At 36.9% G+C, this 25,197-nt stretch carries 21 protein-coding genes; 19 read left to right on the top strand and 2 right to left on the bottom strand.

Annotation, left to right across the window (positions count from 1 at the left end):
* Nucleotides 1-4: 4 nt before the first annotated feature.
* On the top strand, nt 5-1,129 hold the full coding sequence (locus Q5O86_RS06210; protein WP_302626278.1) for a cysteine desulfurase family protein: 1,125 nt from the start codon (nt 5-7) through the stop codon (nt 1,127-1,129).
* Nucleotides 1,130-1,203: 74 nt separating this feature from the next.
* Here Q5O86_RS06210 and Q5O86_RS06205 read toward each other — a convergent pair whose 3' ends face one another.
* Nucleotides 1,204-1,971 carry a histidinol-phosphatase HisJ family protein gene (locus tag Q5O86_RS06205; RefSeq protein WP_302626277.1) on the bottom strand — a complete coding sequence of 256 codons (768 nt, stop codon included), beginning with the start codon at nt 1,969-1,971 and terminating at the stop codon, nt 1,204-1,206.
* Between the two features lie 328 nt (nt 1,972-2,299).
* Here Q5O86_RS06205 and gap point away from each other — a divergent pair, with 328 nt between their 5' ends.
* The 14 genes from gap (at nt 2,300) to hflX (ending at nt 17,791) form a co-directional block, all read left to right on the top strand.
* Nucleotides 2,300-3,322, top strand: coding sequence for a type I glyceraldehyde-3-phosphate dehydrogenase (gene gap, locus Q5O86_RS06200; protein WP_302626276.1), 1,023 nt, complete (start codon nt 2,300-2,302; stop codon nt 3,320-3,322).
* Nucleotides 3,323-3,554: 232 nt separating this feature from the next.
* Complete coding sequence (pgk, locus tag Q5O86_RS06195; protein ID WP_302626275.1) at nt 3,555-4,760, top strand: phosphoglycerate kinase; 1,206 nt, start codon at nt 3,555-3,557, stop codon at nt 4,758-4,760.
* A 235-nt stretch (nt 4,761-4,995) separates the two neighbouring features.
* Complete coding sequence (tpiA, locus tag Q5O86_RS06190) at nt 4,996-5,745, top strand: triose-phosphate isomerase (protein WP_302626274.1); 750 nt, start codon at nt 4,996-4,998, stop codon at nt 5,743-5,745.
* Nucleotides 5,746-5,813: 68 nt separating this feature from the next.
* On the top strand, nt 5,814-7,355 hold the full coding sequence (gpmI, locus tag Q5O86_RS06185; protein WP_302626273.1) for a 2,3-bisphosphoglycerate-independent phosphoglycerate mutase: 1,542 nt from the start codon (nt 5,814-5,816) through the stop codon (nt 7,353-7,355).
* Nucleotides 7,356-7,430: 75 nt separating this feature from the next.
* Entirely contained in the window at nt 7,431-8,738 is a 1,308-nt protein-coding gene (locus Q5O86_RS06180; RefSeq protein ID WP_302626272.1) for a CapA family protein, read from the top strand.
* 125 nt (nt 8,739-8,863) lie between these two features.
* On the top strand, nt 8,864-10,129 hold the full coding sequence (eno, locus tag Q5O86_RS06175) for a phosphopyruvate hydratase (RefSeq protein ID WP_302626271.1): 1,266 nt from the start codon (nt 8,864-8,866) through the stop codon (nt 10,127-10,129).
* 121 nt (nt 10,130-10,250) lie between these two features.
* The gene (gene secG / locus Q5O86_RS06170; protein ID WP_302626270.1) at nt 10,251-10,496 is read left to right on the top strand and encodes a preprotein translocase subunit SecG; all 246 of its coding nucleotides are present in this window, start codon (nt 10,251-10,253) and stop codon (nt 10,494-10,496) included.
* Nucleotides 10,497-10,571: 75 nt separating this feature from the next.
* On the top strand, nt 10,572-12,701 hold the full coding sequence (gene rnr / locus Q5O86_RS06165; RefSeq protein WP_302626269.1) for a ribonuclease R: 2,130 nt from the start codon (nt 10,572-10,574) through the stop codon (nt 12,699-12,701).
* 42 nt (nt 12,702-12,743) lie between these two features.
* Nucleotides 12,744-13,205, top strand: a complete 462-nt coding sequence (gene smpB, locus Q5O86_RS06160; protein WP_302626268.1) for an SsrA-binding protein SmpB — start codon at nt 12,744-12,746, stop codon at nt 13,203-13,205.
* Nucleotides 13,206-13,236: 31 nt separating this feature from the next.
* A complete protein-coding gene (locus Q5O86_RS06155; RefSeq protein WP_302626267.1) occupies nt 13,237-14,424 on the top strand; it encodes a pyridoxal phosphate-dependent aminotransferase in 1,188 nt (395 codons plus the stop codon).
* A gap of 13 nt (nt 14,425-14,437) precedes the next feature.
* A complete protein-coding gene (locus Q5O86_RS06150; RefSeq protein ID WP_302626266.1) occupies nt 14,438-14,617 on the top strand; it encodes a DUF6472 family protein in 180 nt (59 codons plus the stop codon).
* 13 nt (nt 14,618-14,630) lie between these two features.
* Nucleotides 14,631-15,125 carry a phosphatase PAP2 family protein gene (locus Q5O86_RS06145; RefSeq protein WP_302626265.1) on the top strand — a complete coding sequence of 165 codons (495 nt, stop codon included), beginning with the start codon at nt 14,631-14,633 and terminating at the stop codon, nt 15,123-15,125.
* Between the two features lie 28 nt (nt 15,126-15,153).
* A complete protein-coding gene (locus Q5O86_RS06140; RefSeq protein WP_302626264.1) occupies nt 15,154-16,524 on the top strand; it encodes an MATE family efflux transporter in 1,371 nt (456 codons plus the stop codon).
* 34 nt (nt 16,525-16,558) lie between these two features.
* A complete protein-coding gene (gene hflX / locus Q5O86_RS06135) occupies nt 16,559-17,791 on the top strand; it encodes a GTPase HflX (RefSeq protein ID WP_302626263.1) in 1,233 nt (410 codons plus the stop codon).
* A gap of 16 nt (nt 17,792-17,807) precedes the next feature.
* Here the strand turns inward: hflX and Q5O86_RS06130 are convergent, their stop codons facing one another.
* Nucleotides 17,808-18,476, bottom strand: a complete 669-nt coding sequence (locus tag Q5O86_RS06130; RefSeq protein ID WP_302626262.1) for a C39 family peptidase — start codon at nt 18,474-18,476, stop codon at nt 17,808-17,810.
* Nucleotides 18,477-18,693: 217 nt separating this feature from the next.
* Between Q5O86_RS06130 and Q5O86_RS06125 the strand changes: the two genes are divergently transcribed.
* From Q5O86_RS06125 to Q5O86_RS06110, 4 genes are read left to right on the top strand one after another with little or no spacing between them, the layout of a single operon-like run.
* Nucleotides 18,694-20,286, top strand: a complete 1,593-nt coding sequence (locus tag Q5O86_RS06125) for a spermidine synthase (protein WP_302626261.1) — start codon at nt 18,694-18,696, stop codon at nt 20,284-20,286.
* A gap of 32 nt (nt 20,287-20,318) precedes the next feature.
* Nucleotides 20,319-20,816 (top strand): NUDIX hydrolase, encoded by a 498-nt coding sequence (locus Q5O86_RS06120; protein ID WP_302626260.1) that lies wholly within the window; start codon nt 20,319-20,321, stop codon nt 20,814-20,816.
* Nucleotides 20,817-20,847: 31 nt separating this feature from the next.
* The gene (locus Q5O86_RS06115; RefSeq protein ID WP_302626259.1) at nt 20,848-21,336 is read left to right on the top strand and encodes a DNA-deoxyinosine glycosylase; all 489 of its coding nucleotides are present in this window, start codon (nt 20,848-20,850) and stop codon (nt 21,334-21,336) included.
* 27 nt (nt 21,337-21,363) lie between these two features.
* Nucleotides 21,364-25,191, top strand: coding sequence for a S8 family serine peptidase (locus Q5O86_RS06110; protein WP_302626258.1), 3,828 nt, complete (start codon nt 21,364-21,366; stop codon nt 25,189-25,191).
* The last annotated feature ends 6 nt before the right edge of the window (nt 25,192-25,197 follow it).

The raw sequence follows: 25,197 nt of genomic DNA, 5'->3' as shown, positions 1-25,197 counted from the left end.
AACCATGATATATCTGGATAATGCAGCTACAACAAAAATCAGCGATGGAGCCATACAGGCAATGGAACCTTATTTAAATGAAATGTATGGAAATCCTTCGGGAATATATAACTTTGCAAAAATGTCGAAAGAACTGGTAGAAGAGACGAGAAAAAATATTGCAGGAGCTATTAATGGAAAACCTGAAAAAATTTTTTTTACATCGGGAGGAACCGAGTCTGATAACTGGGTCTTAGAAAACGCAAAAAATTACGGAAACCATATTATAACGTCAAAGATAGAACATCATGCCATTTTAAATAAATGCGAGCAATTAGAAAAACAGGGAATGAAAGTCACATATTTAAATGTCGACAATCAGGGAGTGGTGAATCCAAGAGATGTGGAAAAGAGTATAAGAAGTGACACCGCACTAATCTCCATTATGTTTGCGAATAACGAAATCGGTACGACAGAGCCGATAGCTGAGATTGGGGAGATAGCAAGAAATTATAATGTTATTTTTCATACAGACGCTGTTCAGGCATTTGGGCACGTTCCGATAGATGTGGAAAAAATGAATATTGATATGATGAGCGCCAGCGGCCATAAGTTTCACGGGCCAAAAGGTGTAGGATTTTTGTATATCAGAAATCCGGAGCAAATGATGCCGCTCGTCTACGGCGGTGGACAGGAAAAAGGAAAACGTTCCGGAACAGAAAATGTGGCGGGAATCGCAGGCATGAACGGAGCAGTATGTGAGATGACAAAAGATTTACAAGAAAGAATGAAAAAAGAGACGAACCTGAGAAATTATCTGATTAATAGAGTTTTAAGCGAGATTCCGTATGTACGACTAAATGGAAACAGCATAAAAAGACTTCCCGGAAATGCAAACTTTACGATTGCAGGAATTGATGGAACCTCTCTTGTAGTTTTGATGGACAACGACGGAATCTGTATATCTTCCGGCTCGGCATGTTCCTCAGGTTCAGACAAACCGTCCCATGTGATTTCAGCTATTGGCGTGCCGGAAAACTATGCATATGGAACCATAAGGATTACGCTTTGTGGAGAAAATACTAAAGAAGAAATTGATTATACAATACACAGATTAAAAGAAAATGTAAGAATGTTAAGGAGTAAGTAAAATAATTGCTCTATGAAAACAGGGTATTTATATTGTGGTATAAATATGCCTGTTTTCTTTTGTCTGTTCAAATGTTATTTCGTAAAAATCTTAAGGTGGTAAGTGTCAATAATATCTCTTATATTATCAAAACCATAACCGATATATTCAGCCTTATGTGCATCAGAGCCAACGGTCACATACATACCTCCCAATTCTTTATATCTTTTTATAATATCAGTGTGGGGATTTGGAACGCGGAATCCTTTGGCAAGATTGGAAGTATTGATTTCCAATTTAATGTCTCGTTGTATGATAAACTTTAAAATTTCGTCAATGATATCTGTGTAATCGGAAACGGAGTAGTTACTGTCTCTATTTGGACTATACCTTACAATGTAATCCATGTGTCCTAAGGCATCAATCTCGTGAAATTCATTTAATCCATCAAATAGTGTGTTAAAGTATTGTTCAAAAGCAGTACGGTCTTTGCGTCCATTCCAGAAATCTGTATAATATGGGTCCATATTGTCAACAATATGACAGGAGCCAATCACAAAATCGAACATTGATGTATGAATAAGGTTCTGGCATAGGGCAGAGGTGCCTTTCATAAGACCAAGCTCTATGCCTTTTAAGACATCAATTCTATTTTTATATTTTTCTTTATAAACATTAATTGTCTCAGAATATTCATCTATATTAATATTAGGAAATTCTCCTTTTACAGGCCAGTTAAAATCCTGATGGTCCGTAATGGCAATTTGTTTCATGCCAAGATTGATTGCCCGCTCTAAAATACTTTTAATTTTTTCTTCGCTGTCAAAAGAAAACAGACTGTGTACATGATAATCTGAATACATAGACACTCCTTGTAAATTTAAATTTTATGAATAAAAAACGAAAAACGATTTAAAATATATAATGTAATAAAAATTTCTATACTGTTTGTGTTATCTGGTGTGAGTTTCAAGAAAATAATTGTTCTACACATCGTAAAATATAGCAAAAATGACAATAAAAATCTACTTTTACATTACATTATCTATAAATTGACAAAAATTTAACAAAAATCCAATAAAAACCATAAAAATATCTTGATATTTGTAAATTTATTATGTAAAATAACTTTTAGGTTAATGAAAATTAACGACAAATTTTTAAATTCTTATTTTTAGGAGGAAAAATCAAATGGCAGTTAAAGTAGCTATTAACGGATTTGGACGTATTGGACGTCTTGCATTCAGACAGATGTTTGATGCAGAAGGATATGAAGTTGTTGCAATCAATGACTTAACAAAACCATCAATGCTTGCACATTTATTAAAGTATGATTCATCACAGGGAAGATATAAATACTGTGACGAAGTTTCAGCGAACGATGAAGATGGAACAATCACAGTTTGTGGAAAGACATTAAAGATTTATGCAGAGGCTGATGCTTCAAAGCTTCCTTGGGGAGAACTTGATGTAGACGTTGTACTTGAATGTACAGGTTTCTATGTTTCTAAAGCAAAATCACAGGCTCATATCGATGCAGGTGCTAAGAAAGTAGTTATCTCAGCTCCAGCAGGAAATGACCTTCCAACAGTCGTTTTCTCAGTAAACGAAGATACATTAACAGCAGACGATAAGATTATTTCAGCTGCATCATGTACAACAAACTGCTTAGCTCCTATGGCAAAAGCTCTTAATGATTATGCACCAATCCAGTCAGGTATCATGTCAACAATCCACGCTTATACAGGCGACCAGATGGTACTTGATGGACCACATAGAAAAGGTGATTTAAGAAGAGCCCGTGCAGCAGCAGTTAATATCGTACCTAACTCAACAGGTGCCGCAAAAGCTATCGGATTAGTTATTCCTGAGTTAAATGGAAAATTAATCGGTTCTGCACAGAGAGTTCCTGTTCCAACAGGTTCAACAACAATCCTTACATCTGTAGTTAAGGGTAAAGACGTTACTGTTGAAGGAATCAACGCAGCTATGAAGGCTGCTGCTTCTGCTTCATTTGGTTATACAGAAGACCCATTGGTATCATCTGATATCGTTGGTATCACATATGGTTCATTATTCGATGCTACACAGACAATGGTTAACCAGATTGGTGATGACCTTTATGAAGTTCAGACAGTTGCTTGGTATGACAATGAAAACTCATACACAAGCCAGATGGTTAGAACAATTAAATACTTTGCAGAATTAGCATAGTATAAAAATTATTTAGATCCACAAGGGTCCGGCTTTCTTGGGCCGGACCCTTTTTTTCGCGAAGGCAATGAGCCGTGCATGAATCAATATAGACGAAATCGCCCGAGCTTGCTCGAGGCGATAGAAGACTATATTGATTCATATAGGGCGAAGCCCGCGACGAAACAGAATCCAAAGGATTCTGAGAGTTGCACGGCGAATAAAGTGTAGAAAATATTGAAAGGAGCAAATTATGCTTAATAAAAAATCAGTTGATGATATAAATGTAAAAGGGTTAAAAGTTTTAGTCCGCTGTGACTTCAACGTACCTTTAAAGGAAGGTGTTATTACAGATGAAAATCGTCTTGTTGCTGCACTTCCGACAATCAAAAAATTAATTAACGACGGAGGAAAAGTTATTCTCTGCTCACATCTTGGAAAACCAAAGGGAGAGCCAAAGCCGGAATTGTCACTTGCACCGGTTGCAGTAAGACTTTCTGAATTGTTAGGACAGGAAGTAAAGTTTGCAGCAGATGACAACGTAGTAGGTGAAAATGCAAAAGCGGCTGTGGAAGCTATGAATGACGGTGATGTTGTTCTTCTTCAGAACACACGTTACAGAGCAGAAGAGACAAAGAACGGTGAAGCATTCAGCAAGGAACTTGCTTCACTCTGCGATGTATTTGTAAATGATGCTTTTGGTACAGCGCACAGAGCACATTGTTCCAATGTGGGTGTAACAGAATATGTTGACACAGCAGTTGTTGGTTATTTAATGCAGAAAGAAATTGATTTCTTAGGAAACGCAGTAAATAATCCTGTGAGACCTTTTGTTGCTATTTTAGGCGGTGCAAAGGTTGCTGATAAGTTAAATGTTATCAATAACTTACTTGAAAAATGTGATACACTTATTATTGGTGGCGGTATGGCATATACATTTGTTAAAGCTCAGGGCGGAAATGTTGGAATCTCTTTAGTAGATGATACAAAACTTGATTACTGTCTTGACATGATTAAAAAGGCAGAAGAGCTTGGAAAGAAATTATTACTTCCGATTGATACAGTAGCAGCTGACGGATTCCCAAATCCAATTGATGCTGAAATTGAGACAATGATTGTACCAACAAATGATATTCCGGATGATAAAGAAGGTCTTGATATTGGACCTAAGACAAGAGAATTATTTGCTGATGCGGTTAAGAGCGCTAAGACAGTTGTGTGGAACGGACCTATGGGTGTATCAGAAAATCCATGTCTTGCAGCCGGAACAATCGCAGTAGCAGAAGCACTTGCTGAGACAGATGCAACAACAATCATCGGTGGTGGTGATTCAGCAGCAGCAGTAAACAACCTTGGATTTGGAGAAAAGATGACACACATCTCAACAGGTGGTGGCGCATCATTAGAGTTTCTTGAGGGCAAAGAACTGCCAGGTGTTGTGGCAGCAAATGATAAATAATCAATTGAGTTGTGTAAAACATGTGGCAGAAAAGTGCGACTGTGCTTGCACAAAAGAGCACTTTTTCTGACACATGTTTATGCGAAGCATCAATCAGATTGTTAATCTGATTGATACACAACGACTGATAGGACGCGCGACAAGAGCGAGAGCGCGAAGCGGTCGAGCTCGCTATATAGTATAGAGAGGTTGAGTCCGTTAAAAGGCGTCCGAATACATTTAAGGAGATTTTACAATGAGAAAGAAAATTATCGCAGGCAACTGGAAAATGAACAAAACTCCGAGTGAGGCAGTTGCACTTATAAATGAATTGAAGCCATTAGTAGCAAATGATGAAGTTGACGTAGTATTCTGTGTACCAGCAATTGATTTAGTGCCAGCTATTGAAGCAGCAAAGGGAACAAACATTAATATTGGTGCAGAGAATATGTACTTTGAAGAGAGTGGTGCTTTTACGGGAGAAATTGCTCCAAACATGCTTACAGATATCGGCGTAAAATATGTAATTATCGGACATTCAGAGAGAAGAGAATATTTTGCTGAGACAGATGAGACTGTAAATAAAAAAGTGCTTAAGGCTTTTGAGCATGATATTACACCTATTATCTGCTGTGGTGAAACTCTTGAGCAGAGAGAACAGGGAATTACAATTGATTTCATTCGCCAGCAGATAAAGATTGCTTTTATGAATGTTACAGCAGAGCAGGCGAAGGAAGCAGTTATCGCCTATGAACCAATCTGGGCAATCGGCACAGGCAAGACAGCTACTTCAGAACAGGCAGAAGAAGTGTGTGCAGCAATTAGAGCATGTATTGCAGAAATTTATGATGATGCTACAGCAGCAGCTATCAGAATCCAGTATGGTGGTTCTATGAATGCCGGAAATGCGGCAGAATTACTTGCAAAACCAGATATAGATGGTGGATTAGTAGGTGGAGCAAGTTTGAAACCGGATTTTGGTCAGATTGTTAATTATAATAAATAATCATTTGATATAAAGTGGAACGCTGGTTTGATACCGGCGTTCTATCTTGATAAAAAAGGAGAAAAAATATGAGCAAGAAACCTACAGTGTTAATGATATTAGACGGTTACGGGTTAAACGACAAGGTGGAAGGAAATGCTGTTAAATTGGCAAATACTCCAAATATGGATAAATTAATGTCAGAATATCCATATGTAAAGGGATATGCCAGTGGTATGTCTGTGGGACTTCCTGATGGACAGATGGGAAACTCAGAAGTAGGACATCTGAATATGGGGGCAGGACGTATTGTTTACCAGGAACTTACAAGAATTACAAAAGAAATTGAAGAAGGAACATTCTTTGAAAACGAAGAACTTGTTAAGGCAATGGAAAACGCAAAGAAGAATAACAGTGCACTTCATATTTTTGGTCTTTTATCAGATGGTGGTGTTCACAGTCATAATACACATATGTATGGAACCATTGAGATGGCGAAAAGATTTGGTCTTGAGAAGGTTTATCTGCACGCATTTTTGGATGGAAGAGATACACCTCCGGCATCCGCAGCGGATTATATGCAGGAAATGGTGGACAAGATGGCTGAGATTGGAGTCGGTGAAGTGGCAACGATTTCGGGACGTTACTATGCGATGGACAGAGATAATAACTGGGATAGAGAAGAAAAGGCTTATGCTGCAATGACAAGGGGCGAAGGTGAAAAAGAGACGAACCCTGTAGAGGCAATCAAAAATTCCTATGCCAAAGAAGTGACAGATGAGTTTATGCTTCCTACTGTTATCACAAAGGATGGTGCTCCGGTGGCAACAATCCAGGATGGAGATTCCGTTGTATTTTGTAACTTCAGACCTGACAGAGCGCGTCAGATTACAAGGGCGTTTTGTGCAGATGATTTTGATGGATTTGACAGAGAAAAGAAACTTGATTTAGTATTTGTATGTTTTACGGAATATGATGTTACGATTCCAAACAAATTAATCGCATTCAAAAAAGTGGAAGTTACGAATACATTTGGTGAATTTCTTGCTGCAAAGGGAATGAAGCAGGCAAGAATTGCAGAGACAGAAAAATATGCCCATGTTACATTTTTCTTTAATGGTGGTGTGGAAGAACCAAATGAAGGAGAAGACAGAATCTTAGTGGATTCTCCAAAATATGTTCCAACATACGATAAGAAGCCAAGAATGAGTGCATATACTGTCTGCGACGAAGTGTGTAAGGCGATTACAAGCGGAAAATATGATGTTATCATCACAAACTTTGCGAACCCTGATATGGTAGGACATACAGGTGTTTTGGAATCGGCAGTTAAGGCAATTGAAGTTATCGACGAGTGTGTAGGCGAAGTTGTTAGCTTTATCAAAGAAGTGGATGGACAGTTATTTATCTGTGCAGACCACGGAAACGCAGAACAGTTAATAGATTATGAGACAGGTGCACCATTTACGGCGCACACGACAAATCCTGTACCGTTTATTTTAGTAAATGCTGACCCGCAGTATCGTTTGAGAGAAGATGGTGTGTTAGCAGATATTGTCCCTACTTTAATTGAACTTATGGGATTAGAACAGCCAAAAGAAATGACAGGAAAATCATTATTAGTAAAATAATATAGAATTAGAAAAACGTGGCAGAGAAAAATATCTGCCACGTTTTGATATGGCGACGAGGGAAGTGGGAAACCAATGAAAAAGAGAAGAAGACCAAGGATGAATTATAATAGATATCACTCCAGATATATTAAAAGAAGACGACTGAATGTTAAGAGAATTATGATTTGTGCATGCAGTGTGATACTGATTTCAGCAACGATAGCGACAGTTTATATAAGAAATAATGAAAAATATAAGGCAACAGAAGCTATGGCTACTCCTCAGGAGAGGAAAGAAAATTTTAGTGTGGAAACACAGACAAATGCTGAAACAACGAAAACAACAGAAAAAACAGATATTACACTGGTTGCGGTGGGGGATGATTTAGTAAGTGACGCGGTATTAACTACCGCAAAGAAAAATGATGGCTCTTATGATTTTTCCGGTGTCTATGAAAAGTTAAAACCGGACATCAAAAAAGCGGATATAGCGATACTAAATCAGGAGACAATTCTTGGTGGAGATAGCTATGAGTATAAGGGATACCCATGTTTTAATACCCCGGATAGCATGGGGGATGCAATAATTGATGCAGGATTTGATATTGTGCAGCAGGCATCGAATCATTCTTTTGATACACGGGTAGAGGGAATAGAGCATTGTATTAAATATTGGAATAAACATAAGAAAAAGATAATGATGGTGGGATTGAATAAAAATGAAAAGCAATATCACAGCATTCCGATATATGAATGTAAAGGAATAAAGTTTGCAGTTTTAAATTACACATATGGGCTAAATGGATTTGTTCTGCCGAAAGGAAAGGAATACCTTGTCAATCTCTTAGATGAAGAACACTGGGATAAGGTAAAGTCAGATATTGAGAGAGCAGAAACATTAGCGGATTTTACGATTGTTCTACCGCATTGGGGACAGGAATATGTTCAGCCGGACCCTACACCGGAACAGGAAAAATGGGCAGATATGATGGTTGAGGCAGGCGCAGATTTGATTATTGGAACACATCCACATGTAGTGGAAAAAATTCAATGGATAAAGAGCAACAATGGAAATAAAGCGTTATGTTATTATTCTCTGGGGAATTATACATCCGGGCAACAAAATTGGAAGACACTTCTCGGGGGAATGGCAAAGTTAACGATTCGGAAAGATGAGAATGGTGTTAGAATTTTAAAGAAGAAAGCAGGAGTTGTGCCGATAGTAACACATTATGTATGGGGATTATCCGCAGGAGTAATCAGGGAACAATATACATATAAGTTGTCAGAGTATTCTCAGGACATATTAAATAGACACAGTATACAGTGGTACGACCCGATTCAATATAAAGATTTGGTAAAGCTTTCGAATGAAGTGTTTGGAAAGTGGATAATGAAATAGCAGAAAGTGGCGGATAAAAAACTCTCAGATGTATAGAATAGTTACTATAGACGATACTAACAGAATAAAGGTTGGAAGTATTGCATAGATGAATCATTATTAGTTATACATTTGGGAGGTTTTTTATGTATAAATATTTAAAAATCGTTAATGTAAAGGGGCGGGAGGTTTTAGATTCCCGTGGAAATCCTACAGTAGAAGCAGAGGTGACTGTGAAAGCGGACGGAAAGGCAGGAGAGCTGTTTACCGGTACCGCTATTGTTCCGTCCGGTGCATCGACCGGACAATTTGAGGCGGTAGAACTGCGTGACAGGGATGACAGATTTGGCGGAAAAGGCGTACAAAACGCAGTAAAGAATATTGATGAAGAAATTTATCCGGCTCTGGAAGGTGTGAACGGACTCAATCAGAGGAAAGTTGATGCTATAATGATTGACTTAGATAAAACAGATAATAAGGAGAAATTGGGAGCAAATGCAATTCTTGCCGTATCTATGGCAAATATGAAAGCATGTGCAAAGGCTTTAAACATACCGGAATATAAATATATCGGGGGAATTACTGCTGAGAAAATGCCAATCCCTATGATGAATATTTTAAATGGTGGTGCTCATGCTTCCAATAATATTGATGTTCAGGAATTTATGATTTTACCTGTAGGTGCGTGCTGTTTTAAGGAAGGAATAAGATGGTGTGCAGAAGTATATGAGCATTTGAAAAAAATTCTAAAGTCAGGTGGACATTCTGTAGCGGTTGGAGACGAAGGGGGTTTTGCACCGGATTTGTCAGGGGAAGAAGAAGCGCTTGATATTATAGTTAAGGCAATTGAAGAAGCAGGTTATAAGCCGGGAGAGGATTTTAAAATATCCTTGGATGTTGCGGCATCAGAATGGAAAACAGAAACCACAGGAAAATATTTAATGCCAAAAAAAAATCGGGATTTGAATACAGATGAGTTAATTGCAATGTGGAAAAATATTACGGACAAATATCCTATTTTTTCGATAGAGGACCCTCTGGATGAGGAAGATTGGGAAGGATGGAAAAAAATCACGTCAGAGCTGGGACATAAAATCCGATTGGTAGGTGACGATTTATTTGTGACCAATGTTAAGCGTCTCGACAGGGGGCTCAGAGAAAACAGTGCCAATGCAATACTGATTAAACCAAATCAGATTGGCTCTGTGACTGAGACAATAAAGGCGGTAAGAATGGCTCAGAGTCAGGGATATATTGCTATCATGTCTCATAGGTCGGGAGAGAGTGAGGATACAACAATTGCCGATTTGGCAGTGGGATTGAATACAGGATATATTAAGACAGGTGCACCGTGCAGAGGTGAGAGAACAGCGAAATATAATCAACTTTTGAGAATTGAAGAAGAACTGTAAAAAACGTGTATTTTTTACTTGATTTTAATACCCTAATATGTTAAGATTGTCTATGTTTGATACGTCGTTAAGAGGAAACATTTGGTGTTTTCTATAAAACTTTATAGAGGAGGTGTGGACATTGACATTATTAAGAGTATTAACAGCAGTGTTTATGATAGTATGTTTTATTATAACAGTAGTTATCTTACTTCAGGAAGGAAAGCAGGCAGGTCTTACTGGTGCAATCAGTGGTGCTGCTGAATCATATTGGGGAAAGAACAAGGGACGTTCTATGGAAGGTAAGCTTGAGAAGGTTACAAAAATCTGTGTAGTTTTATTCTTCGTGCTTTCAGTAGTTCTCAATATGGATTTTTTAAATTTTTAAGATTAAATTTAAAGATTGACTGACTAAGGTGTAGGTTTCTACACCTTTTTTCTATATTTAAGGAAAGGAAGCCCTATGACAGATAAGTTTGATTTCATTGAAGAGAAAAAGAAAATTTTACTTGATTTGATGCACGATAAACATTATGTTCCAATGAAGTTTAAAGAACTGGCTATTATTTTAAATGTAAAAAAAGAAGACAGAAAATTATTGGATTTTGTTCTATCAGAATTAGTGAATGAAGGTAAGATTGTCCTCTCGAAAAGAGGAAAATATGGAATACCAAAAGAAACATATGTACAGGGATATTTTATAAGCAATGAGAGAGGTTTTGGATTTGTGGAAGTTGAGGGGGAAGAAGAAGACTATTTTATTCCTGAGACTTCAGTGAATGGCGCTTTTCATCACGATACAGTTTTAATTGCAGTAGAGCCTGTGCGAACAGGAAAAAGAAGAGAAGGAAGAGTTATCAAAGTTCTTTCCCATGAAATTAGAGAGGTTGTCGGTTATTTCCAGAAGAATAAATCTTTTGGATATGTGGTACCGGATAATTCAAGAATCTCAAGTGATATATATGTTGCCGGAAACGACACAATGGGCGCTGTGCATGGTCATAAGGTTGTAGTAAAACTCAAAAGTTATGGCACCGCAGATAGAAAACCGGAAGGTGTTATCACAGAAATTCTCGGACATGCCAATGATCCGGGAGTGGATATTTTATCCATTGTAAAAGGATATGATATTCCCTATGAGTTCCCTTTGGAAGTCATGGAACAGCTTAAAAACATTCCCGATGAAGTACCGGAGAAAGATAAGACCCACAGATTAGATATCAGGGAATGGCAGACAGTTACTATCGATGGTGAAGATGCAAAGGACCTTGATGATGCGATTACGTTGACAAAAGAAAATGGAATCTATACCTTAGGAGTTCATATTGCAGATGTATCTAATTATGTGACAGAAAATTCTCCATTGGATAAAGAAGCACGAGAGAGAGGCACAAGTGTATATTTAGTAGACAGGGTAATTCCAATGCTTCCTCATAAATTGTCGAATGGGATATGTTCTCTGAATCAGGGAGAAGACAGATTGGCGCTGAGCTGTATAATGAAAATTAATGAAAAGGGTGAGATTTTTGACCATCAGGTAGCGGAGACATTGCTTTGTGTAGACCGACGAATGACATATACAGCGGTCAAAGAGATTATTGCTGATAAAAATTCAGATACAATAGAAAAATATGAGGAATTTGTCCCGATGTTTCAGTTGATGGAGGAGTTGTCATCTATATTAAGAGAGAAAAGATATGGCAGGGGAGCAATAGACTTTGATTTTCCGGAATGCAAAATTAAGTTAGATGATAAGGGACAGCCGGTTTCCATAGAGCCGTATGACAGAAACGTGGCAACAAAGATTATTGAGGATTTTATGTTAGCGGCAAATGAGACGATAGCAGAATATTACTTCTGGCAGCAGGTACCGTTTGTGTATAGGAACCATGAGGAGCCGGATAGCGATAGAATGAAACAATTAGCTATGTTTATCACGAATTTTGGGTATTTCGTGAAGGTTGCCAATGACCAGATTCATCCCAAAGAATTGCAGAAATTGTTGAAGAGAATTGAGGGAACTCCGGAAGAAGCGATGATTAGCAGGGTAACTCTCCGTTCCATGAAGAGGGCTGAATATACGCCGGCATGTACCGGTCATTTTGGATTGGCAGCAAAGTATTATTGTCACTTTACTTCACCTATTAGAAGGTATCCTGATTTACAGATTCATCGGATTATCAAAGAGTGTATTCATAATAAAATGAGCCAAAAGCATAGAGAACATTACAACTCAATTTTGACGGAAGTAGCGAAACATTGCAGCATGACGGAGAGACGTGCAGACGATGCGGAACGGGATACGGAAAAATTGAAAAAAGCAGAATATATGAGAGGGTTTATCGGAGAAGAATTTTTAGGAGTTATTTCAGGTATTACTAATTTTGGTATCTATGTGGAACTGCCAAACACTGTGGAGGGTTTTATACATGTAAGCACATTGACAGATGACCATTATATATATGATGAGACTTCTTATTCTATGACCGGCGAAAGAACGATGAAAACTTACAAGTTAGGACAACCACTGAAAGTAAGAGTGGAAAGCGCTGATAAAGTGACTAGAACTATTGACTTTACAGTGTTACAATAGAGCCGATGACAATAATATATAGTTAGAAAAGGTAGGAAAACTATGGCTTCAGAAAAGATAATTGCTACAAATAAGAAAGCGAGGCACGATTACTTTATCGAAGATACTTATGAGGCGGGAATTGTTTTGCATGGTACGGAGGTAAAGTCTCTTCGGGCAGGACATTGCAGCATCAAAGAGTCCTTTGTGCGGGTCGAGAATGGAGAAGTGATTATTTATGGGATGCATATTAACCCATATGAAAAGGGGAATATTTTTAATAAAGACCCTTTGAGACCCAAGAAATTGATGCTCCACAAATATGAGATTCATAAACTTGTGGGAAAACTAAACGAAAAAGGTCTCACTTTAGTACCGCTCAAAGTTTATTTTAAGGGAAGTCTTGTAAAAGTAGAAATAGGACTTGCAAGAGGAAAGAAACTGTACGATAAGAGACAGGATATCGCAAAAAAGGATATGAAACGGGAGAGCGAAAGAGATTTTAAATATAAGATAAAAAGTTAGGAAACGGTTGAAAAAGAGGAGGTAGATAAAAATGTATTCAGAATCATTAGTTAAATTGGGGAAGGTTCGTTCAGAAATCAGAGAGATTTTTGAATATGGAAATCAGAGAAAGGCAGAAATAGGTGCGGATAAGGTTTTTGATTTTAGTATTGGAAATCCAAGTGTTCCCGCACCGAAGACAGTTGATAATACCATTATTGATTTAGTAGAAAATTTTGATTCTGTTGCGCTTCATGGCTATACATCAGCTCAGGGAGATGCAGAGGTGCGGGAAACAATAGCAAATTATGTGAATGGAAAGTTTGGAACAAAACTGACAGCAAATCATATTTATATGACCTGCGGTGCGGCTTCCTCGCTTACAATTGTTTTGAATGCTATTATGCTTCAGGGGGAAGAGTGTATCGTATTTACACCATATTTTCCGGAATACGGCGTTTTTCTTGAGCGTACAGGGGCAAAACTGGTTGCAGTAGAATCAGCAGAAAAAACATTCCAGATAGATGTGGATAAGTTTGAAAAAGCGATTACAGAAAATACAAAGGCGGTTATTGTCAATTCCCCCAATAATCCGTCAGGCGTGGTTTATTCCGTGGATACAATAAAGAAGATGTGTGATATTTTAAAGAGAAAGCAGGAAGAATACGGACATCCGATTTTTGTTATCACAGATGAGCCTTATAGAGAACTGGTTTATGATGATATAGAAGTTCCTTATCTCATGAATTATTATGATAATACTTTTGTCTGCTATTCTTATAGTAAGGCATTGTCATTGCCGGGAGAGCGCATCGGATATATTGCTGTTTCTCCTTCTATGGTCAATGAGGGAGAGGCATATGCGGCAGTGTGCGGCTCAGGACGTGCACTTGGGTATGTATGTGCATCAAGTATGTATCAGAGAGTTATTGCAAAATGCATTGACGATACGGCAGATACATCTATTTATAAGGTAAATAGAGATTTGCTCTATCATAGTCTTACAGAGATGGGATATGAATGTGTGTACCCGGATGGAGCATTCTATTTATTTGTAAAGTCGATGTGTGAAGATGCCCATGAATTTTGTGAGAAGGCAAAGGAATTTGAATTATTGCTTGTTCCGGCAGACAGCTTTGGAACACCCGGCTATGTGAGAGTATCTTATTGTGTGCAGACAGAGCAGATAAAGGATGCCCTGCCGGCGTTTAAGAAGTTAGCAGAAAGCTTTGGAAAATAGCAGGAGAGTGTGAATGAGTGAGCAGTATAGCTGCGAGTTTTGCAGCAATTATGTGTATGATGAAGAATATGAGGAATATACTTGCACAGTCAATATGGATGAGGATGATTTGGCAAGACTGATGCAGTTTAAACGTATTTCGTGTCCATATTTTTCTTATGGAGATGAATATAAACTGGCAAGAAAACAGTAAAGCGGGAATAGAAATGAAACAGGAAACTTACATAAAGATTTCTGATTTTGTAAGAAAGTATCCGAATGGTGAAAGTATAGTAAAACATGTCAATCTTATAATGACACAAATTGTGTATGTGGCATATTTTATTTTGCTTATTGTTCTTGCAATTCAGAAAGATAATAGAATATGGAGAATCGTCTTGGTTACGGGAATCTCATTTTTGCTGGTTAGTGTTTTCCGACATATTGTGGATGCTCCAAGACCTTATGTTGTATATGATTTTCGTCCCGTGGTTTTAAAAGATAAAAAGGGGCAGTCTATGCCGAGTAGACATGTTTTTTCTACATTTGTGATTGGAATGTCCTTTTTTTATGTATGTCCATTCGTTGGAGGCTTGCTTTTTTTGGATGGGATTTTGATGTGTTTTGGAAGGGTTATTGCAGGTGTACATTTCCCGAGGGACGTAATTGCAGGAGCGGTTGTCGGGATATTGAGTGGTATTCTGGGATTTTATTTTATCTAATAATAAAACGTATCTATTGGAGGATAAAATGAGTGAGCAAAATAGATTTGTAAAAGATATGACAGTGGGAACTCCATATAAATTGTTATTACAGTTTGCAATTCCACTGTTTATCGGTAATATTTTTCAACAATTATATAATATGGTAGATTCCGTGATTGTAGGAAATTTTGTCAGTGCAAATGCACTGGGAGCCATTGGGACAACAGGTTCTTTACATTTCTTTTTCTTTTCATTGGTAGCGGGACTATCTGTTGGTATCGGTATTATTGTATCTCAGTTTTTTGGTGCCGGAAATGAAGAAAAGGTGAAAGATACCATAGGAAGCACTGTGTGGATTATTTCAATTTGTTCCGTTATTATGTCTCTTATTGGTTTTTTTGCCGCCAGACCTGTGTTGGTGTTATTACAGACAGACCCGGTTATTTTAAATGATGCGGTGGCATATTTGAGGGTTACATCTATTGGAATATGCTGTATGGGGTTCTATAACGGAGTGTCAAGTATTCTGAGAGCTTTGGGTGACAGTAAGACACCGTTATTTTTTCTGATATTTGCAAGTATTATAAATGTTGTTTTAGATTTTTTATTTGTACTGGCATTTGGATGGGGTGTTATCGGTGTTGGTATTGCCACAGCATTTGCACAGTTTTTATCGGCGGTTATGTGTATGATATACGCCTATAAAAGCAATACATATTTTAAGCTTAAGAAAAGAAATTTTAAGTTGCAGGGCAATATTGTAAAGAAAAGCCTCAGACTGGGAGTGCCGGTCGCATTGCAGAATGCATTGATTGCATTTTCTCTTATTGTGCTGCAGGCAATTGTCAATAGTTATGGAGCCAATTTTACAACGGCTTTTACGATAGTATCTAGGATAGAAACCTTGATACAGCAGCCGTTTATGTCTCTGGGAGCAGCTGTTTCCACATATACAGGACAAAATCTGGGCGCTGAAAAAATAGAGAGAGTAGTGAAAGGGTTTAACGCAGCAAACGTGATAAATACAGTTTTTGCATTCTTTGTGATTGGAGTGTTTTGGATATTTACATCACAGATTGTATCTATTTTCGGAAGAGACGTAGATGTTTTAAAAATTGCTATTGACGGACTCAGAATTACCAGTTGTTTTTATTTGTTCTTAGGGCTTATTTATCCTACAAGAAATGTGTTGAACGGTGCAGGAGATGCAATGTTTTCTCTTTTTACGGGAATTATAGAATGTATAGGACGTGTAGGTTTCGCTTATCCGCTAACATTAATACCTTTTATGGGAAGCTATGGGGTATTTTATGCTACAGGGTTGACCTGGTTATTAAATGGAGTATTTAGCCTGTTGAGATATAAGAGAGGAAAGTGGAAGACCATTCGATTGGTGAAGAATGAGAGTTCGTACTAGATTATGATATGACAGAGTGTAGGGAGGTGAGTGTATGTACGAAACAAAGGAAAAGTTAGAAAAAGTGATTTTAGTGGCTGTTTCTACGGACAGTGGGGTGGATGCAGAAGAATCTTTAGATGAATTAGAGGAATTAGTAAATACTGCGGGCGCCGTAGTTGTAGGAAGAGTCATTCAGAATTTAGAGCATATAAATAATGCCACATACGTTGGTTCGGGAAAGGTTCAGGAATTGAAAGATTTCATCTGGGAAAATGAGGCGGATGCAATTGTCTGTGATGATGAGCTGTCTCCGGCACAGTATAAAAATCTGGAGGATGAACTGAATGTTAAGGTTATGGACAGAACTTTGATAATTCTTGATATCTTTGCGGGAAGAGCTAAGAGTGCCGAGGGCAAAATACAGGTAGAGCTGGCACAGTTGAGATATCGTTCCACGAGACTGATTGGTATGAGAAATCTCTCACGTCAGGGAGGTGGAATCGGCACAAGAGGACCCGGAGAAAAGAAGTTAGAGGTAGACAGACGTCTTATTCGCGATAGAATTTCACAATTAAAAGAGCAAGTAAGAAATATGGAAAACCACAGACAGGTTACAAGGTCAAAACGTCAGGATAATCCGGTTCCGGTTGTTGCCATTGTCGGATATACAAATGCCGGAAAATCAACTCTTCTCAATACTCTGACAGAGGCAAATGTCTTGGAGGAAGATAAATTATTTGCTACCTTAGACCCAACTACACGGAATTATAGGCTACCGAATGGTCAGGAAATTCTTCTTACAGATACAGTAGGATTTATCAGAAAATTGCCGCATCATTTAATTGATGCCTTTCGAAGTACATTAGAAGAAGCGAAATATTCGGATATTATTCTTCATGTAGTAGATTGTTCGAATCCTGCAATGGATAGGAATGTTCATGCGGTATATGAAACATTAGAAAATCTTGATGTGAAAGATAAAATTATAATTACTGTTTTTAATAAACAGGATAAGTTAGTCGAAAAGCCAATTTTGCGTGACTTTAAGGCTGATTATGTAGTGGATGCTGCAGTCAAAAAGGGGATAGGCATTGATGACATTCATGAGGCAATTGAGAAGGCTCTTAAATCTATGCGTGTTTTAATTGAAAGAGTATTTGATTATGCGGACGCCGGAAAAACTGGTCTTATTCGAAAATATGGCCAGTTAATCAGCGAGGAGTATAAAGAGGATGGAATTTATATTAAGGCATATGTGCCATCGCAGATGATAGATAAGCTATAGCGGAATTTAAATAAAACTAATTGCTTTTTTCAAATGCCCATAAATTGCGAATCTGCCCTTTAATTTTGTCGTAATTCCATAGTTTATTACTGCGTTTTTTATTATTTGGGTCGTTTATAATTAGTTTTCCGTCTTTGGTACCGGATAAGACGATAAAATGTCCTTCTGTCGTAAAATCTCCGGGTCCTACAGCACATATAACAGGATGATTATTTTCTAATTGCTGAAATATTGTAGATTTATCTAAAGGAAGCTCAGTGCCGGTGACACCAAAAGATGTGGAACCCTCGGACATTAATGTCCATTTTGTTCCTACATTATCAACATAGTAATCATTCTCTTCAGAAAATTTTGCAACTTCGTCAGGTGTGATATTCTTTTTATCTGTAAGGTATCGGATAACCATAGATAGACATGTAGGTGCGCAGCCGGCTGTTTTGATATCTGTGTCACCATATGAGATGTCTGCCCATTTGGAATCATATTGGAATAGAAGGGGAACATCTCTTGAAATTTCCGGTTTTGTAAAAGGATTGTCGGATGAAAGTTTTTCCGTAAAGGAAAACAGGTTTTTATAGGAGCCGCTGATTACAAGTATGACAAAAAGAATTGTTACAATAAATAATATGAATTTAATTCTTAAAGTTTTTTGCCTTCTTTTTTTCATTTGTTTTCTCTGATTCATTGTTATTCCCTCTTTTATTGATTTAATTATTTATAATTTAAGTGTATCACAATGGTCTTAAAAATTGTTAGTTGTCTGTTTTAAAATTATTATATTTTTCTTGGGAAAACCTTGCAAAAATCTTGCAGACTAAATGTGAGATGATATGGACCCTTGAAAAAGTGAAACAGATGTGTCATAGTCTTAATATGTGAAAGCTAAAGAAACGGAGAATAATATGAAAATTAATATTTTAAATAGTAAATTATTTTTATACCTTACAGAGTTTTTTGCAGGAATGTCTGTTATGGCTGTGGAGTTGGGAGCTAGCCGGCTTTTGGCGCCTTATTTCAGCTCGTCACAGATTGTATGGACAATTATAATCGGAACAATCATGATAGCAATGGCACTGGGAAATATTTATGGTGGAAGGCAGGCGGACAAAAATCCGAATCCGGACAAATTATATGGAAGGATTGTCATAGCTTCTATCTGGATTGCCGCCATCCCGGTTCTTGGAAAGTATATTATTTTGGGAATATCGGCTTTATTAATATTTACCGTAAATAGCAATTTTCTGATATGGGCGGCATTTGCAGCCTGTATGGTTATATTTGTTTTTCCGCTATTTTTGCTGGGAACAGTTACTCCGTCACTGGCAAAGTATTCGGTTGACAGTCTGGATGACAGCGGAAAGACAGTGGGAAATCTGAATGCATTTAATACGATTGGAAGTATTATCGGTACATTTGTTCCAACGTTTATAACGATACCGGCAGTGGGGACATCCATAACATTTTTGATATTTTCCGGAATATTGATGTGTCTGTGTATTGTATATTTTATCAGCAAAAATAAGGGAAAAATCAAGTGTATTGTCGCTGTAGTGTTAATTATTGTATGTAGTGTAATGGGATATTCAGATAGTTTTGCCTTTTGGGAGAAAGATTTAACATATGAGGGAGAATCTGTCTATAATTATCTTCAAGTAAAAGAGGATGATGAGAAGGTATTGTTATCTACGAATGTTCTTTTTGGGGTTCAGTCGGTGATGATGAAAAATGACCAGTTGACAGGTCTGTATTATGATTATGCAATGGCAGCACCACTTATGGCCGGGAAGGATAAGGCTTCCGAATGTAATATGTTAATACTTGGCATGGGGACAGGAACTTATGCTACGCAGTGTAAAAAATATTTTGGAAATATGAATATAGAAGGCGTGGAAATTGATGATAAAATTACAGGATTATCGAGGAAATATTTTAATTTGTCTGATGATGTAAAAGTTACCACATATGATGGAAGAGCTTATTTAAATGCTGTAGATAAAAAGTATGATATTATCATGGTAGATGCATATCAGGATATTACGATTCCATTTCAGATGTCTTCAGTCGAGTTCTTTACTATGGTAAAAGAACATTTGACGGATGATGGTATTATGATTGTTAATATGAATATGCGTGGAAAACGTGAAGGAGATATCAATGAATATTTGGCAGATACGATTTCCAGTGTTTTTTCAAATGTATATACTGTAGATGTAAAAGGTTCTACGAATAGAGAGTTATTTGCATCACAGAATTGTAATATGATAAAGAATCTGGAGATTAGACAGCAAAAATTAGTTGATAGTAGCTTGAAAAGTCTGATGTCAGAAATCAGTTTTAATTTGACAAAATATAGTCAGGGAAAACATATTATGACAGATGACAAGGCACCGGTAGAATTATTGGGAATGAAGGTAATTGATGAATTGATATTTGATGAGGTAGAATACTATAAAAACATTTATGAAGAAAAGGGAATCAAAGGACTGTTAGAATAAGCAAATGTTAAAAAGGAATTAGGAGAGTTTATATGGATTTATCATTTATTACAGAAAAAGGAAAGTTTAATTATCGTGTTGGTGCAATTATTATGCATAACAATAATTTACTTATGGTAAAAGATGAATTTTCGGATTATTATTATAGTGTAGGCGGACGGGTTCATATGCATGAGACATTGGAAGATGCCATTAGACGTGAAGTGTTTGAAGAAGTTGGTGTTGAGATGGATATTGACAGACTGGTTTATATTCATGAAAATTTTTTTACAGAGGAACACTATACGAACGAAGAAGATTTTGGTGAGAAAAATAAGATGCGGTGGCATGAATTGTCTTTCTATTATTTAATGAAAGATACCGAGTTATTGGATGACATACATATGGAGTTTAAAGAAGCAGAGAATCTGGCAACTTTGAAATGGATACCAGTGGAAGAGGTGTCAGATACAATGATGTATCCCGTTTTTTTTCGGACGGATATAAAACATTTACCACAGCAGATTAAACATATGGTAACTGTTGAATAAATATTAAATTAGACAGAAAGAATGGTTAGATATGAATATAATTCATCCGATTGAACCTGTGTATAATCAGGAATCAAAAATATTAGTATTAGGAAGTTTTCCATCAGTGAAATCAAGAGAAAGCGGATTTTATTATGGTCATCCACAGAATAGGTTCTGGAAAGTAATATCTGTAATTATGGGAGATAAAGTACCGGAAAGTATAGAGCAGAAAAAGGACTTGTTGATACGAAATCATATTGCTGTGTGGGACGTAATACATTCATGTGAAATTGAAGGGTCCGCCGATAGCAGTATCAAAAATGTAGTGGTTAATGATATTTCAGAAATTTTACATAAGAGTAAAATAAAAAAGATTTATACGAATGGAAAAAAGGCAAATGAATTATACAAAAAGTATATTTTTCCGGAAAGTCAAATAGAAGCAATTTGTTTACCGTCCACGAGTCCTGCCAATGCAATGTGGAAGTTGGATAAATTAGTGGATACATGGAAAGTAATTCAAACAGAATTAGAATAGAAAAAGAGAAGTATAAGGAGGCAAAATATGAGAAAAAAGATAACGAGGGCATTTGCGTTATTTCTTACGGTATGTATGACGGTTACCGTTTATCCGGTTATGGCAGGTAAGAATAATATGAAAGAGTATAACGTAGATACAACAGAAACGAATGATTATGCAGAGGGCGAAGCTATTATTATGTATAATAGTGAAGGAATATCTGCAAAGAGCAGGACGGGAAATATTATAGGCAGTGATATAGAAATTGTAAGTACATATGTGTTTGGAGAGAACCAATCCGGTATTAGAGCAAATAAAGTGGCTCCTGAAAAGGAATTTTCTGTGTCATTAGTAAAATCAGATAAGTATTCTACAAAAGAATTAATTGACAGGCTGAGTAAAAAAAGTAATGTAAAATATGCAGAGCCAAATTACAAGATTAAAAAAGCCGATTATAATGATTCTTATTATAGGCATCAGTGGGCGCAGGAGAATAAAGGACAAAATGATGGAATAGATGGCTTAGATATCAATGCAGATGTATCTTTTCTGGCTGATAAAGATAGTCAGGAGAGAGTTATCGCATTAGTAGATACAGGTATTGACTATACACATGAAGATTTAAAAGATGTAGTATGGAATAATCCTTATAATAATAGAAAGTTATTAGGTCAGCATGGTTATGATTTTATAAATAAGGATGCAGACCCGCTGGATGATAATGGTCATGGCAGCCATTGTTCCGGAATTATGGCTGCAAAGTCAAACAATGAAACAGGAATTGCAGGAACTGCAAAAAGTGACAATGTTAAGATTATGGCACTTAAAATTTTAGATGAGAGTGGTTCGGGATATGGCATGGAAGCAGTAGGAGCTTATAACTATATTTATAAGGCACAGCAGCTGGGAGTAAATGTTGTTGCAGTGAATAATTCCTGGGGCAGCGGTGGAGACGATGAAGAATCAGAGATATTAAAGACGCTTATAAATTTAGTTGGGGCAAAGGGGGCTATATCTGTCTGTGCTGCAGGGAATGAGAGCGAGGATAATGATATCGTGGCGTCAATACCGGCAAATATCGACAGTCCATATGTTGTCTCTGTTGCGGCATCGAATGAAAAGGATGAACTTGCAGCTTTTTCAAATTATGGAAAGAAGAGTGTGGATATTGCAGCTCCGGGCGCTGATATATTATCAACAGTATCCTATAATTGCTTTAATCCGGGATTGTATGAAAATAAGTTCGATTTGTGTAGTACATATGAGTCCTTTGATAATGGAAATATGATTCGGACGATGGATGAAAATGGAAGTACGGAAAATGTGGCACAACAGGGTGATATTGCTTATGGAACAAGTGCGACAGATGAAGGGGAAATGAATGTATTTACCACAACAAAGCAGTATTTTGGTGAAAAATCTTCAACGGATAAATCTCTTCAGTGGACGATTCAAGGGGCAAAGGCGAAAGGATATTATTATTTGTATCTGCCATATGATATAAAAGCATCCTCTACCCAGACACATGCCAGCCTGATGGCAAAGGTTACAGGTCCGTCGGCGAAACATGAAGATGCATCAGGTATAGAAGATTTGTTTGAAGTGCCACCTGTATTATATTTTGCAGATTATAAAATAGATAAAGATGGAAAATGTAAAATTGGTGATATTGAGGAAGAAATGCTTGCCGGCAGTTATATTGATGAAGGAAATTACTGGACACATTTCTCGAACGAAGTTTCTTCCAATAATAAAAAGGAAGAAAAACATGCATTAGTTCTTGCTATTTATGCAGCTGTAGAGGGTGATTATACAGTGTATGTGGATGATATGGGAATTAGCAGAGAAAACGTATCGGCTGATAATTTTGGTAAATATGATTATTATAATGGAACATCTATGGCAGCGCCACATGTGACAGGTGCAGTAGCCGCAGTAGCCAATGCTTATCCTGACGAGACTGCACTTCAGATAAAAGCAAGGATTTTAGGCAGTGTGCGAAAGAGCGAGAGTCTGAAAGAAAAAATGGTAACCGGTGGAGTTCTCGATTTGTCTAAGGTTGAAGTGCCTGATATGACAATTGAGAAGGTTACTTTTAATAACAAGAAACAGCTTGAGATTCATGGATATTATACTGAAAACGCATTAGTGTATATAAATGATAAACAGGTTAAAGTTTTATCGAATAATGGAAAGCTGATTGTTGTTGATGGTCAATCTTATTCAAACCGACAAATGAATATAAAAGTTGTAAAGAATGAGCAGGTTTATGAAGATAGATATTTCTTTACAGCAGGAAAGTCCTTTAAGAAAGAAGCGCTTATCAGCGGTGGACTGAATGGAGGACAGCTTCTTTCCAGTGGTGAAAGTATGGTCTATATTAATGCAAATGGACAGGTAATATATGGTCTGCCTTATGTGGATGATGACACAAATAAAGAAAGTATTTATTGGAGTGAAAGTCAGTTTGAATTTAAAGGAGAGATGTTTGGAAAAGAGTATGCTCAGGCTGTAGACTACACTATTTATAATGATACGGATTATACATATACGAATGGCGTAATTTATGGAATATTAACTATTGATGTGGGATATGCATCGGACAAAATTTTAGCATGTTATAATGAAGAAAAGGGATGGAAGAAGTTATCAGATATTCCAGAGGATATGTATGATTTGACCGGCAGCATACTTGCTGCTTATAACGGAGATTTATATTTAGCCGGTGGTATCGACGAGACTGGTACCTTTGTTTCAAAAGTTAAAAAGTATTCTGTTTCAACGAAAAAGTGGACAAATGGAGTTACATTGCCTGAATGCAGAGCATTTTCGAAAGCATTGCAGGTTGGTAAAAAATTAGTCATAACTTTAGGTTCCAATGGAACAAAGGACATTCCTAAGAATATTATTTTTGATGGAAAGAAATGGACAACATCAAAGGTGAAATTAGGTAAATCAATAGATGCATATAATGATTCAGTAGCTGATAAGGAGTTTTTAGTAACGACAGCACAGGTTGGTCTTGTGAAAGATGGAATCGTCTATACTGATATGAGAGTAGAAAACTTGGGAGATACATTCCGCTACGATGTGAATAAAGACACATATACAGCGACAGGATATGCATTAAATTCAAATCAATTGGAGTATAGTAATCTTTTTGCCACAACAGTGCAGGATAAATTGTATGTTATTTATGGAGACCAATATTCAGAGGATGATTTTGATGAGTTTTGGTCTACGAAAGATGTTAATTTAGACCAATTTTTGGAGGAAGAGGAAGGCATTAATTGTGTGTCTATTCCAATTACGAATGGATTTATAAACGTTATAGATAACAGTGGTATTGGCGGATATGTAGGTGGAGCAGGTTTTTATCTTCCGGGAGATACTATTACATTAAAAGCTATGGTATTGGATGAAGATATGATTATCAAGAAGTTTGTTGTGAATGGAAAGGATATTAAAAAAGGGAAAAACGGCTATGTTTATACGGTAAAGGCCAGTGATTGTCCAAGCAAAATAAAGGCTGAAGTTGTGGCAGACTATAGCGATGTTAATACTAAAGTTACTACACCGGGAAGAGTAAAAATTTCTAAGGCAACAAGAGCAAAAAATAATAAGAGTATAAAACTGGTATTAAAGAAAGTGAAAAAGGCAAAGGGATATCAGGTTATGTATTCGACATCAAAGAAATTTGGTAAAAAAGTTACGAAAACAGTTTCCGGCAAAAAACTGAAGATTACATTGAAGAAGTTAAAAGCCAAAAAGAAATACTATGTAAAGGCCAGAGCATACACAACTTTTTATGGAGAAAAGATATATGGTGCATGGTCTAAGGTAAAAGTAGTAAAGGTGAAAAAGAAAAAATAGGAGCAA

It is taken from the genome of uncultured Eubacterium sp., assembly GCF_937958975.1.
Taxonomy (GTDB): Bacteria; Bacillota; Clostridia; order Lachnospirales; family Lachnospiraceae; genus Eubacterium_G.
The sequence above is the reverse complement of the archived record's forward strand: the minus strand, read 5'-3'. Positions and strand labels throughout refer to the sequence as shown.